This window comes from Streptomyces sp. NPDC096105 (assembly GCF_044763335.1).
In the GTDB taxonomy this organism is placed as follows: Bacteria; Actinomycetota; Actinomycetes; order Streptomycetales; family Streptomycetaceae; genus Streptomyces.
In genome coordinates this window covers 290,685-302,724 of record NZ_JBIWGC010000005.1, presented here as the reverse complement: position 1 = coordinate 302,724, position 12,040 = coordinate 290,685, and the positions used below count along the sequence as shown (strand labels likewise).

General features: G+C 70.9%; 13 protein-coding genes. 1 reads left to right on the top strand and 12 read right to left on the bottom strand.

Annotation, left to right across the window (positions count from 1 at the left end; all coding sequences use genetic code 11):
• Positions 1 to 2: 2 nt before the first annotated feature.
• Positions 3 to 995 carry an aspartate carbamoyltransferase catalytic subunit gene (locus ACIQ8B_RS11460; protein ID WP_106415135.1) on the bottom strand — a complete coding sequence of 331 codons (993 nt, stop codon included), beginning with the start codon at positions 993 to 995 and terminating at the stop codon, positions 3 to 5.
• A 106-nt stretch (positions 996 to 1,101) separates the two neighbouring features.
• Entirely contained in the window at positions 1,102 to 1,686 is a 585-nt protein-coding gene (gene pyrR / locus ACIQ8B_RS11455) for a bifunctional pyr operon transcriptional regulator/uracil phosphoribosyltransferase PyrR (RefSeq protein WP_290004352.1), read from the bottom strand.
• 262 nt (positions 1,687 to 1,948) lie between these two features.
• Between pyrR and bldD the strand changes: the two genes are divergently transcribed.
• On the top strand, positions 1,949 to 2,452 hold the full coding sequence (gene bldD / locus ACIQ8B_RS11450; protein WP_006131213.1) for a transcriptional regulator BldD: 504 nt from the start codon (positions 1,949 to 1,951) through the stop codon (positions 2,450 to 2,452).
• Between the two features lie 154 nt (positions 2,453 to 2,606).
• Here the strand turns inward: bldD and nusB are convergent, their stop codons facing one another.
• From nusB to mltG, 10 genes are all read right to left on the bottom strand, one after another.
• Positions 2,607 to 3,038, bottom strand: coding sequence for a transcription antitermination factor NusB (nusB, locus tag ACIQ8B_RS11445; protein WP_365420347.1), 432 nt, complete (start codon positions 3,036 to 3,038; stop codon positions 2,607 to 2,609).
• Between the two features lie 2 nt (positions 3,039 to 3,040).
• A complete protein-coding gene (gene efp / locus ACIQ8B_RS11440) occupies positions 3,041 to 3,607 on the bottom strand; it encodes an elongation factor P (protein ID WP_106415132.1) in 567 nt (188 codons plus the stop codon).
• A 70-nt stretch (positions 3,608 to 3,677) separates the two neighbouring features.
• On the bottom strand, positions 3,678 to 4,784 hold the full coding sequence (locus ACIQ8B_RS11435; RefSeq protein WP_403546529.1) for an aminopeptidase P family protein: 1,107 nt from the start codon (positions 4,782 to 4,784) through the stop codon (positions 3,678 to 3,680).
• Between the two features lie 102 nt (positions 4,785 to 4,886).
• On the bottom strand, positions 4,887 to 5,729 hold the full coding sequence (locus ACIQ8B_RS11430; protein ID WP_403546528.1) for a Pro-rich N-terminal domain-containing protein: 843 nt from the start codon (positions 5,727 to 5,729) through the stop codon (positions 4,887 to 4,889).
• 131 nt (positions 5,730 to 5,860) lie between these two features.
• Entirely contained in the window at positions 5,861 to 6,955 is a 1,095-nt protein-coding gene (gene aroB, locus ACIQ8B_RS11425; protein ID WP_290004355.1) for a 3-dehydroquinate synthase, read from the bottom strand.
• Complete coding sequence (locus ACIQ8B_RS11420) at positions 6,952 to 7,464, bottom strand: shikimate kinase (RefSeq protein ID WP_403546527.1); 513 nt, start codon at positions 7,462 to 7,464, stop codon at positions 6,952 to 6,954. Before ACIQ8B_RS11420 ends, aroB begins: the two co-directional genes overlap by 4 nt.
• Positions 7,461 to 8,645 (bottom strand): chorismate synthase, encoded by a 1,185-nt coding sequence (gene aroC, locus ACIQ8B_RS11415; protein ID WP_403546526.1) that lies wholly within the window; start codon positions 8,643 to 8,645, stop codon positions 7,461 to 7,463. The genes ACIQ8B_RS11420 and aroC overlap by 4 nt, the downstream gene beginning before the upstream one ends.
• Before the next feature lie 194 nt (positions 8,646 to 8,839).
• Positions 8,840 to 9,295: a serine/threonine protein kinase gene (locus ACIQ8B_RS11410; protein ID WP_290004358.1), complete on the bottom strand. Its 456-nt coding sequence runs from the start codon at positions 9,293 to 9,295 to the stop codon at positions 8,840 to 8,842.
• Between the two features lie 105 nt (positions 9,296 to 9,400).
• Complete coding sequence (locus ACIQ8B_RS11405) at positions 9,401 to 10,234, bottom strand: shikimate dehydrogenase (RefSeq protein ID WP_290004359.1); 834 nt, start codon at positions 10,232 to 10,234, stop codon at positions 9,401 to 9,403.
• On the bottom strand, positions 10,234 to 11,943 hold the full coding sequence (gene mltG, locus ACIQ8B_RS11400; RefSeq protein ID WP_403546525.1) for an endolytic transglycosylase MltG: 1,710 nt from the start codon (positions 11,941 to 11,943) through the stop codon (positions 10,234 to 10,236). Before mltG ends, ACIQ8B_RS11405 begins: the two co-directional genes overlap by 1 nt.
• Between the last annotated feature and the right edge of the window lie 97 nt (positions 11,944 to 12,040).

The window sequence follows — 12,040 nt, the reverse complement described above, 5'->3', positions numbered from 1 at the left end:
TCTCACTTCTCCTCGGCGGTACGGGCGGGGGCGGGCGTGCCGGCGGTCTGGAACTCGGCTCCGCCGAGCAGCAGGTACAGGACGGCCATCCGGATGGAGACGCCGTTGGCGACCTGTTCGATGACGGTGCAGCGGCCGGAGTCGGCGACCTCGGCGGTGATCTCCATGCCGCGGACCATCGGGCCGGGGTGCATCACGATGGCGTGCTCCGGCATCCGCGCCATGCGGTCGCCGTCGAGGCCGTAGCGGCGCGAGTACTCGCGCTCGGTGGGGAAGAACGCGGCGTTCATCCGCTCGCGCTGGACGCGCAGCATCATCACCGCGTCGGACTTGGGCAGCGTGGAGTCCAGGTCGTACGACACCTCGCAGGGCCAGGTCTCGACGCCGACCGGGAGCAGGGTGGGCGGGGCGACGAGGGTGACCTCGGCGCCGAGGGTGTGCAGCAGGTCGACGTTGGAGCGGGCGACCCGGCTGTGCAGGACGTCGCCGACGAGGGTGACGCGGCGGCCGTTCAGGTCCTGGCCGAGCCCGGCGTCCCGGCCGACGAGCCGGCGGCGCATGGTGAAGGCGTCGAGCAACGCCTGGGTGGGGTGCTGGTGGGTGCCGTCGCCCGCGTTGATGACGTGGGCGTCGATCCAGCCGGAGGTGGCGAGCCGGTAGGGGGCCCCGGAGGCGCCGTGCCGGATGACGACCGCGTCGACGCCCATGGCCTCCAGGGTCTGGGCGGTGTCCTTCAGGGACTCGCCCTTGGAGACGCTGGAGCCCTTGGCGGAGAAGTTGATGACGTCCGCGGACAGCCGCTTCTCGGCGGCCTCGAAGGAGATCCGGGTGCGGGTGGAGTCCTCGAAGAAGAGGTTGACGACGGTACGGCCGCGCAGGGTGGGGAGTTTCTTGATCGGCCGGTCGGCCACCCGGGCCATCTCCTCGGCGGTGTCGAGGATGAGGACGGCGTCGTCGCGGGTGAGGTCGGCGGCCGAGATGAGATGACGCTGCATCTGTCAGGCTCCGTAAAGGCAGTTCAATGAGGCGAAATCGGGCAGACGGGTACGCGCGTGGGCGTGCCGCGCCGGCGCACACGCGTCCGGTGTGCGCTTCGCGGTGCTACTGGGGGGTCTGCTTGGCGCCGAGCAGCACGGTGTCGCGGCCGTCCTCCTCGACGAGCAGGACCTTGACCGTCTCCCGCAGCGACGTGGGGAGGTTCTTGCCGACGTAGTCGGCGCGGATGGGCAGTTCGCGGTGGCCGCGGTCGACGAGGACGGCCAGCTGCACCGCGCGGGGGCGGCCGATGTCGTTCAGCGCGTCGAGGGCGGCGCGGATGGTGCGGCCGGAGAAGAGCACGTCGTCGACGAGGACGACGAGCCTGCCGTCGATGCCGTCACCGGGGATCTCGGTGCGGGCCAGCGCCCGCGGCGGCTGCATGCGCAGGTCGTCGCGGTACATGGTGATGTCGAGCGAGCCGACCGGGACCTTGCGCTCGGTGATCTGCTCGAGCTTGTCGGCGAGCCGCCGGGCGAGGAAGACGCCTCGGGTCGGGATGCCGAGGAGCACCACGTCGTCGGCGCCCTTGGCGCGTTCGACGATCTCGTGGGCGATACGGGTCATGACCCGCGCGATGTCGGGGGCCTCGAGAACGGGCCGTGCGTCCGGCCGCGACGTGGGCGGCGGTTGCGGATCCTGCGTGTCCATACGAAACGGACCTCCTTCTCCGCCTCACGGGACGGACCTTAAAGGACGTCGGGTTGCGCTCCACAGGCTAGCAGGTCGTCCACGGGCCGCAGCGACACCCCCAATCACCCGGATGGAGCAGCCGATCTTCGCTACCACGGAAGAGTCGGTGTGGACCATTCGGCTTGACGCACGAGAGTAACGCTGCGTAACCTCACAGTGAGTTACCAGCCGCGCGGCATGGAATCCAGCCATCCGCGTCGACACAGTGCCGGGGAGCTATATGTCCAGCGAATACGCCAAACAGCTCGGGGCCAAGCTCCGGGCCATCCGCACCCAGCAGGGCCTTTCCCTCCACGGTGTCGAGGAGAAGTCCCAGGGCCGCTGGAAGGCGGTCGTGGTCGGTTCGTACGAGCGCGGCGACCGCGCCGTGACCGTGCAGCGCCTCGCGGAGCTGGCGGACTTCTACGGCGTCCCGGTGCAGGAGCTGCTGCCGGGCACGACCCCGGGCGGCGCCGCCGAGCCCCCGCCGAAGCTGGTCCTGGACCTGGAGCGGCTGGCCACGGTGCCGGCCGAGAAGGCGGGCCCGCTGCAGCGCTACGCGGCGACGATCCAGTCGCAGCGCGGTGACTACAACGGCAAGGTGCTGTCGATCCGCCAGGACGACCTGCGCACGCTCGCCGTGATCTACGACCAGTCGCCCTCGGTCCTCACCGAGCAGCTCATCAGCTGGGGTGTGCTGGACGCGGACGCGCGCCGTGCGGTGGCGTCCCACGAGGACGCGTAGCCGCTCCGCGGGGGCGCAGAAACGTGCCGCCGGGGTGCCGGAACCTTGTGGTTCCGGCACCCCGGCGGTTTTTCGTCCGCCGGCTGCGGTCGTTCACCGGCCGCGGGCCGTGGCGGGTCGGGCACGCGGTTCCGCGCGCCCCTGGCGGGGCGCTCTACTCGCCGCGGCGCAGGGACGGCTTGAGTTCCTTGAGACGGCCGAGGAGGCCGTTGACGAACGAGGGGGACTCGTCCGTGGAGAACTCCTTCGCCAGCTGCACCATCTCGTCCAGCACGACCGCGTCCGGGGTCTCGTCGACCCAGATCAGCTCGTACGCGCCGAGCCGCAGGATGCTGCGGTCCACGACCGGCATCCGGTCGAGCGTCCAGCCGACCGAGTACTGGGAGATCAGCTCGTCGATCCGCTTCGCGTGCTCCGCGTAGCCCTCGACGAGCTGCATCGTGTACTCGCTCACCGGCGGCTGCCGGGAGTCGGTCCGGGAGTGCCGGATCCAGTCGGCGAGGACCGTCAGGACCTCGGTGCCGCGCTGGTCGCCCTCGAAGATGATCTGGAAGGCGCGCTTGCGGGCCGTGTTGCGGGCAGCCACGGTTAGCTGTTCACCCGGCCGAGGTAGTCGCTCGTACGGGTGTCGACCTTGATCTTCTCACCGGTGGTGATGAAGAGCGGGACCTGGATCTGGTGGCCGGTCTCCAGCGTGGCGGGCTTGGTGCCGCCGGTGGAGCGGTCGCCCTGGACGCCGGGCTCGGTCTCGGCGACGGTCAGCTCGACGGCGGCCGGGAGCTCGACGAAGAGCACCTCGCCCTCGTGCTGGGCGACGGTGGCCTCGAAGCCCTCGACGAGGAAGTGGGCGGCGTCGCCGACGACCTTGCGGTCGATGTGCAGCTGGTCGTAGGTCTCCATGTCCATGAAGACGAAGTAGTCGCCGTCCATGTAGGAGAACTGCATGTCGCGCTTGTCGACGGTGGCCGTTTCGACCTTGACGCCGGCGTTGAAGGTCTTGTCGACGGTCTTGCCGGACAGCACGTTCTTCAGCTTGGTGCGCACGAAGGCCGGGCCCTTGCCGGGCTTGACGTGCTGGAACTCGACGACGGACCAGAGCTGGCCGCCTTCGAGCTTGAGCACCATGCCGTTCTTGAGGTCGTTCGTGGAAGCCACGGTTGCGGAATCTCCTGGACTGGACTGACGTGGACGACGGCCGGGGCGAAGGCAGGCGCACTGCGCGAGGCTAGAGCGCCAGCAGCTCCTTGGTCGTGATGGTGAGTAGCTCGGGTCCGCCGTCCGCCTCGGGGCGCACGACGAGCGTGTCATCGATCCGGACCCCGCCCCGGCCGGGGAGATGGACCCCCGGCTCGACGGTCACCGGCACGCAAGCGTCCAGTTTACCCATGGCCGCCGGGGTCAATTGAGGGTCCTCGTCGATTTCCAGTCCGACTCCGTGACCGGTGAGGACCGGAAGCGCCTCCCCGTACCCGGCGGAGTCCAGCACCTGGCGCGCCGCACGGTCCACGTCACGGCATGCGGCGCCGGGCGCCAGGGACTCGCGTCCCGCGCGCTGGGCGGAGAACACCAGGTCGTACAGCTCGATCTGCCAGTCGGCGGGGGCCGTGCCGATGACGAAGGTGCGGCCGATCTCGCAGCGGTAGCCGCGGTAGGTGGCGCCGAGGCAGACGGAGAGGAAGTCGCCCTCCTCCACCCGCCGGTCGGTGGGGCGGTGGCCGGGGCGGCCGGCGTGGGGGCCGGTGGCGACGGAGGTGGGGAAGGCCGGACCGTCGGCGCCGTGGTCGACCAGACGGCGCTCCAGTTCCAGGGCTAGGTGGCGTTCGGTGCGGCCGACCAGGATGGACTCCAGGAGCTCGCCCAGGGCCTGGTCGGCGATCTCCGCGCCGATGCGGAGACAGGAGATCTCCTCCTCGTCCTTGACCACGCGGAGCTGTTCGACGGCGCCGCCGACACCGGTGAGGCCCAGCCGGGGGGCGGCCTCGCGGATCGCGCGGTACCGGGTGACGGTGAGGTGGTGCTCCTCCACGGCGAGGGCGTCGACGCCCTGGGCGACGGCGAGGGCGGCGGCCTCCACGGCGGGGTCGCCGCCGACGCCGGTCATGACGTGCAGGCGCAGGGCCTCGTCGGGGCGGTGGTGCGGGACGCGGTCGTCGGGGGGCTCCGCGCACACCAGCACGTCCTCGGTCCTGCCGAGCAGCAGCACGGCGTTCCCGGGGGCGGTGCCGGACAGGTAACGGACGTTGGCGGGCCGGGACACCAGCGCGGCCGTGCTGCCGCTCGCGTTGCAGCGTTCCCGGAGGCGCGTCCGGCGGACCGCGTAGACCTCAGACATGGTTCGAGCCTAGGAGCGGCGGCGGGATGTCGCCGGTCGAGCGGGGCCGACCGGGGACCCGGCCGCTCCCCCACCGGGGCTCGTGCCCTCAGGGAGAGGGGATCACCACTTCGGCGGGCTGGCTATCGCCCGGGTGAGGACGTCGTCGAGGATGCGGGCCGTCTCCGGTATGTCCAGCTGGGAGTTGTCGATGATCGGCAGGCCCGAGCCGTACCAGCCGGCCATGCGGCCGTGGATGCGGGCCACCTCCTCGTCGCTGAGACGGCGGTTGCCGGTGCGCTCCGCGTTGCGCTCCAGGACGACGTCCAAGCCGGGCAGGAGGACGACGGGCAGCAGGCCGGGGCCGACGTGCCGCTTCCAGCCGCCGAGGCCGACGACCGGACGGTCGGGGAAGACCGCGTCGTCGAGGACGCACGAGATGCCGTTGGCCAGGAAGTTGCGGGCGGCGAAGCCGCAGGTGCGGCGGGCCAGCCGGTACTGGGCCTCCGAGTTGTCGTTCCAGCCGGTCTGCGGGTCGGCGAAGCCGGAACGGACCCACTCGCGGACGTCGTCGAGGCTGATGTGCGCGGTGGGCACCCGGCGGTGGTCCGCCCAGTACTTGGCCACGCTCGTCTTGCCGGCGCCCGCGGGACCGATGAGCAGGACGGCGAGGGTCGCCGCGGTCGGGCCAGGGCCCACGGGGGCCTGCGGCGGGCTCGGCATGGCGACCGGCCCGCCGGGCGGCAGCGAGACATGGCCGGTGGTGTCCGGCGGCGGAGGCATCGAGGCGTGCTGCGGGCCCGCCGGGGGCGGGGGCGCCGGGTAGCCGGGGGGCTGGGCGGGCGGCGGGGCCGCGGGGCCCCGCTGGTGCTGACCTGGGTGGTGCGCGGCCGGTGACCAGCCGGCGGCCGGTCCGTGCCCCGGCTGGTGGGGCGGCGGCAGCGGAGAACCCACTGCGTGCTGCATCCGGTGCCACTCCGTCTCGTACAGGCAATGGGTCACTGACAGCGGGGGCCGTCCCCGCGTCACCGAACGGTACCGCCCCCTGCCGTCGTTGTGTGAACGGCCGGGGGCGGTGATGAGTGCCCGTCAGGCGGCTACTCGCCCACCTCGCCGTAGGCGGCGAGCAGGACGGCCGGGTCGGGGCCCTCCAGCAGGGTGGGCTTGGCGAGCCCGTCGAGGACGACGAAGCGCAGCAGGTTGCCGCGGGACTTCTTGTCGACCTTCATGTTCTCCAGCAGCTTGGGCCACTGGTCGTAGCGGTAGTGCAGCGGGAGCCCGACGGCCTCGAGGACCGTGCGGTGGCGGTCGGCGGTGGCGTCGTCGAGGCGGCCGGCGAGACGGCCCAGTTCGGCGGCGAAGTGCATGCCGACGGCGACGGCGGCGCCGTGGCGCCACTTGTAGCGCTCGTTCTTCTCGATGGCGTGGCCGAGGGTGTGGCCGTAGTTGAGGATCTCGCGGAGGCCGGACTCCTTGAGGTCGCTGGAGACCACGTCGGCCTTCACCCGGATCGAGCGTTCGATCAGCTCGGCGGTGTGCGGTCCCGCCGGGGTGCGCGCGGCCTCGGGGTCGGACTCGATCAGGTCGAGGATCACCGGGTCGGCGATGAAACCGGCCTTGATGACCTCGGCGAGCCCGGAGACGTAGTCGTGGACCGGGAGGGAGTCGAGGGCGGCGAGGTCGCAGAGGACGCCGACGGGCGGGTGGAAGGCGCCGACGAGGTTCTTGCCCTCGGCGGTGTTGATGCCGGTCTTGCCGCCCACGGCCGCGTCGACCATGGCCAGCACGGTGGTGGGGACGGCGATCCAGCGCACGCCGCGCAGCCAGGTCGCGGCGACGAATCCGGCCAGGTCGGTGGTGGCGCCGCCGCCGACGCCCACGATGACGTCGGTGCGGGTGAAGCCGGACTGGCCGAGCGCCTTCCAGCAGTAGGCGGCGACCTCGGCGGTCTTGGCCTCCTCCGCGTTCGGCACCTGGATGGCGACGGCCTCGTAGCCCTGCCCGGCGAGGTCGGCGCGCAGCGCGTCACCGGTCTCGGCGAGGGCCTCGGGGTGGACGATCGCGACCCGCTGCGCCTTGTCGCCGATCAGCCCGGCCAGTTCGCCGAGCAGCTGCCGGCCGACCAGGACGTCGTAGGGATCGGTGCCCGCCGTGCCCGCGACGTGGATGCGGGTCACTGCCTCGTTGCTCATGCTTCCTTCAGCTCCAGTGCGTCCAGGACCGCGTCGGCGACCTCTTCGGGCGTGCGGCCGTCGGTCGGCACGACGGCCGTGGCGGTCTCCTCGTACAGGTGGCGGCGGGCCTCCATCAGCTCGCGCCACTGCTTGCGCGGGTTGACCGCGAGGAGCGGGCGGGCGGCGCCCAGGCCGGTGCGCCGGGCGGCCTCCTCGACGTCCATCGACAGGTAGACGACCCGCTCCGCGGCGAGCAGCGCGCGGGTGTCCGGGGCGAGGATCGCGCCGCCGCCCAGGGTGAGGACGCCGTCGTGGGAGGCGAGGGCCTGCCGCACGGCCTCCTTCTCCAGGGCGCGGAAGGCGGGCTCGCCGTCCTCGACGAAGATGTCGGCGATGGTGCGGCCCTCGGCGGCGACGATGTCGTCGTCGGTGTCCCGGTAGGCGACGCCGAGCCGCTCGGCCAGCAGCCGGCCCACGGTGGACTTGCCCACGCCCATCGGGCCGGTCAGGACGAGTCGCGGGCTCATCGGATCGCCAGGTTGTCGAGGTACGAGGTGACGTTGCGGCGCGTCTCGGTGACGCTGTCGCCGCCGAACTTCTCCGCCACCGCGTCCGCCAGCACCAGCGCGACCATCGCCTCGGCGACGATGCCGGCGGCCGGCACGGCGGAGACGTCGGAGCGCTGGTGGTGGGCCTGCGCGGCCTCGCCGGTGGTCACGTCCACCGTCTTCAGGGCGCGCGGCACGGTGGCGATGGGCTTCATCGCGGCGCGGACGCGCAGCGGTTCACCGGTGGACAGGCCGCCCTCGGTGCCGCCGGCCCGGCCGGAGACCCGCTTGATGCCCTCGGGCGTGTTGACGATCTCGTCGTGCGCCTTGGAGCCGGGCACGCGGGCCAGCTCGAAACCGTCGCCGATCTCGACGCCCTTGATGGCCTGGATGCCCATGAGGGCGCCGGCCAGCCGCGCGTCGAGCTTGCGGTCCCAGTGGACGTGGGAGCCGAGGCCCACGGGCACGCCGTAGGCGAGGACCTCGACCACGCCGCCGAGGGTGTCGCCGTCCTTGTGCGCCTGGTCGACCTCGGCGACCATCGCCTTCGACGTGTCGGCGTCCAGGCAGCGCAGCGGGTCGGCGTCGAGCCGCTCGACGTCGGCGGGAGTGGGGTACACGCCCTGCGGCGCCTTGACGGAGCACAGTTCGACCACGTGGGAGACGATCTCGACGCCGGCCGTCTCCTTCAGGTACGAGCGGGCCACCGCGCCGAGCGCCACCCGGGCGGCGGTCTCCCGGGCGGAGGCGCGCTCCAGGACCGGCCGGGCCTCGTCGAAGCCGTACTTCTGCATGCCGGCCAGGTCGGCGTGGCCGGGACGCGGGCGGGTGAGCGGGGCGTTGCGGGCCAGTCCCCGGAGGATGCCGGGGTCGACCGGGTCGGCCGCCATGACCTGCTCCCACTTGGGCCACTCGGTGTTGCCCACCATGATCGCGACCGGGGAGCCCAGGGTCAGTCCGTGCCGGACGCCGCCCAGGAACGTGACCTCGTCCCGCTCGAACTTCATCCGGGCACCGCGACCGTAGCCGAGCCGCCGCCTCGCCAGGTGGTCCGCCACCATGTCCGTGGTGATCGGCACGCCGGCGGGAAGACCCTCCAGCGTCGCCACGAGTGCGGGACCGTGGGACTCCCCCGCGGTCAGCCAGCGCAACCTGCTCAACGGTGCTCCTCCGTGTTCGCGCCTGGTACTGCTCCGTGTACACGTGACCTCGTGTACGGCTGCGGCGTGACGGGGTGCGGCCCCGGCCCGCCCACGTCCGATCCTCCCACGGCCCGGCGATACAGCTGGGCCCCGGTCCACCAGACGGACGGGCCAGGACGGTGAGCAAGGCTCAGGCCCACTGGCTTTCCGTGTCAGCCGCAGTTCCCGTAAGGGCTGGTGTGGTACCAGTCGCGAATGCTGGACGCACCGATTTCCTCGTAGTGAGCCCAGAAACGAACACACTTGCCAGGAGCGTAGAGGTATACAGGCCCCGCGTAGTACTTGTAATCGTCGTCGTCCTTCTTCAATGAGCCACCTTCGGCCTGGATTCCCGCCCCGAGCCCCGTGGCTGTCCCGAAGTAGCTACCGGAATTCTCGTGCTTGACCGTGACAACGCAGTTGTTCTTCGTCGAGGAGCTGTAGAGCAGGTAGACGGTGACGTTCTGCCCCAGCCCCATCGTGTGGCTGCGCTGCACGTAGTAACTGGAACCACAAGCTGCCACAGCTCGCTCGGCGGGTGTCGCAGCATGGGCCACTCCGGATCCCGCCACCAGCATCCCGAAAGCCGCCGCTGTCAATGCAAGGACGCGACTGATCGACTTACGCACAGTTCTCCCCTCCACCGATGCCACACGGCACCGTCCGGCGAGAACATAACTGTGAATGATCTTCTTTTGTCGAGGTCACAACAATCAGGCCATATTACGGCCTGATTATGCTCCTGCTTGCTGAAGTACCTGTTCGCCCGCGCGCCGCATGGCCTCCAGCGGGGCGGGCGAGCGTCCGGTCATCTGTTCCACCTGGAGCACCGCCTGGTGCACCAGCAGGTCGAGTCCGCTGACCACGGCCCCGCCGTACGCGGACCAGCGGGCCGCGAGGACGGTCGGCCACGGGTCGTACAGCACGTCGAAGAGGGCCGCCGGGCGCTCCGGCACGGCGCGGGCGAGGGAGTCGGTGACGCCGGCCGGGGTGGTGCTGACGACCAGCGGCGCGTGCAGGGCCTCCTCGGCGTCGTCCCAGGCGGCGATCCGCACGGTGACGTCCAGGCGTTCCGCCCACTGCCGCATCTCGGCGGCCCGGGTCTCGCTGCGCACATGGACGACGACCTCGCCGGAGCAGATGCGGGACAGTGCGGCGAGCGCGGAGGAGGCGGTGGCGCCCGCGCCGAGGATCGCGGCGGTGTCCACCTTCTCGATGCCGTGCTCGCGCAGGGCCGCGACCATGCCGGGGATGTCGGTGTTGTCGCCGGTGCGGCGGCCGTCCTCGGTGAGGACGACCGTGTTGACCGCGTCGACCGAGGCAGCCGTCTCACTGATGCCGTCGAGCAGCGGGATCACGGCCCGCTTCAACGGCATGGTCAGCGACAGTCCCGCCCACTCGGGGCCGAGGGTCTCGAAGAAGCCGGGCAGCGCCTCCTCGTCGATCTCGAACCGGTCGTACGTCCAGCCCTCCAGGCCCAGCTCGGCGTAGGCCGCGCGGTGCAGCACCGGGGAGAGCGAGTGGGCGATCGGGGAGCCGAGGACCGCGGCACGGCGGGTTGCTGTCATCAGTTCTTCCTCGACTCGTTCCACTTCTGGACCAGCTTCGCGTGCTCGGCGTTGGTCTTGGTGAACTCGCTGGTCCTACCGTTCAACGAGATGAAGTAGTACCAGCCGTCGTCCGTCGGGTCGAGCGCGCCCTTGACGGCGTCCTCACCGGGATTGCTGATCGGCCCGGGCGGCAGACCCTTGTAGAAGTACGTGTTGTACGGGTTGTCGTAGTTCCTGAGCTCGCTGAGGGTCAGGTCCAGTTCGCTCTGGTTCTTGATGTAGTTGTAGGTGGAGTCGAACTCGAGCATGCCGTTGGTCTCGGTGTTGCCCGGCTTGAGCCGGTTGTAGATGACCTCGGACATCTTGCGGAAGTCAGCGTGGCTGGTGCCCTCAGCCTGGACGAGGCTCGCCACGGTGATCAACTGCCACGGATTCTCAAGACCGAGGCTCTCGGCCTTCTTCTCGACTCCGAGCTTCTCGTAGGTGGCGGTGGCGCGCTCGACCATGCTCTTCAGCACATCCTCGGGTGTCTGTCCCTCGGCCACGCCATAGCTGGAGGGGAACAGGAACCCCTCCAGGGGATCCTTGACGTCCTCGTGGTTCATCGCCCAATCGGGCAGGCCGAGCTTCTCCCAGTTGTTCTTGGCGACCTTAGCGGTGGTCCCGTCCTCGACCTTGAGACGTGCGTCGATGAGCTTGTAGATGTCGGCGTTGCGCTTGCCCTCGGCGATGATCAGGTTGTTGCGGCTCTTCGGGCTGAGCATCAGTTCGACCGCGCTCGCGGCCGACATCTCCTTCTGCAGCGTGTAGACGCCGTCCTGGATGTTCTTGCCCTCCGGGTTGGCCGCCTGGGCCGAGACGAAGGCGTCGACGCTCTTGACCACCCCCATCTTCTTGAGCACCTGGCCGATGGCGTAGCCGCCGGAGCCCTTGGGGATGGTGACGGTGACCTGCTCGCCGTTCCCGGACCCCGCGAAGTCCGGGGCGCTGCCGAAACGATCCTGGTAGAACTGGTAGCCGAAGTAGCTCACACCGGCCAGTCCGCCGCCGAAGACCGCGACGACCACGAGACAGGCCACTCCGCTGCGCCGCTTCTTCTCCTTGCCGCCGCCCCTGCGGTCCCCGCCGCTCCGGCGTTCGCCGCGTCCGCGCCGGTCGTCCGGCTCGTCGGCGCGGCCGTCCTCGTCGTCACCGCCCGCGAAGAACGCGTGCTCGCCCTGGTCGGGGCCGGGGTCCCAGTCGGTCTGCGGCTCGGGCTCGCGCTCCGGCTCGGGCCGCCGGCGGCCGGGGGGCTCGGGCGGCGGGTAGGCCTCGGGGGCGCCGTAGTAGTCGGACTGCTCCCCGCCGTAGGGCGCGGGCTGCTGCGCGTACGGGTCCTGCGGACCGCCCGCGTACGGGTCCTGGGGGTACGAGCCGGTGGGCCAGCCGTTCTCGTCGTACTGCGGCTGCTGGTGCTGCTGCTGCGTCTGGTGCTGCTGGGGCGTGTGCTGCTGACCGTACTGGTCGTACTGCGGGTACGACGGGTCGCCGTACCCGTGCTGGTCACCCGTGCCCCAGTCGCCGTACTGCTGCTGCTGCGGCTGCGGCTGCTGCTGCGGGTAATGCTGCTGGCCGCCGTAGGACTGCTGGGACTGCTGAGCCTGCTGTCCTCCCCATCCGCCGTCCCCGTACAACGGGTCGTCCGGATGCCACGGTGCGGAGCCTTGGCCCCGGCCATACTCAGTCATCGATCCCCTAGAGCCGCGAGGCAGTGGCAGCCCGGCCACCTGAAGACCACGGCTTCCGTTCCGCCTCTCTTTGTGCGGGGGCTGTTCGAACGCCGCC

Coding starts and splice junctions, on each gene's coding strand:
- pyrR (WP_290004352.1), bottom strand. CDS start 1,686: ATGGACACGCAGGATCCGCAACCGCCGCCCACGTCGCGGCCGGACGCA.
- mltG (WP_403546525.1), bottom strand. CDS start 11,943: ATGACTGAGTATGGCCGGGGCCAAGGCTCCGCACCGTGGCATCCGGAC.
- bldD (WP_006131213.1), top strand. CDS start 1,949: ATGTCCAGCGAATACGCCAAACAGCTCGGGGCCAAGCTCCGGGCCATC.
- ACIQ8B_RS11460 (WP_106415135.1), bottom strand. CDS start 995: ATGCAGCGTCATCTCATCTCGGCCGCCGACCTCACCCGCGACGACGCC.
- ACIQ8B_RS11405 (WP_290004359.1), bottom strand. CDS start 10,234: ATGACAGCAACCCGCCGTGCCGCGGTCCTCGGCTCCCCGATCGCCCAC.
- aroB (WP_290004355.1), bottom strand. CDS start 6,955: ATGAGCAACGAGGCAGTGACCCGCATCCACGTCGCGGGCACGGCGGGC.
- ACIQ8B_RS11430 (WP_403546528.1), bottom strand. CDS start 5,729: ATGCAGCACGCAGTGGGTTCTCCGCTGCCGCCGCCCCACCAGCCGGGG.
- ACIQ8B_RS11420 (WP_403546527.1), bottom strand. CDS start 7,464: ATGAGCCCGCGACTCGTCCTGACCGGCCCGATGGGCGTGGGCAAGTCC.
- ACIQ8B_RS11435 (WP_403546529.1), bottom strand. CDS start 4,784: ATGTCTGAGGTCTACGCGGTCCGCCGGACGCGCCTCCGGGAACGCTGC.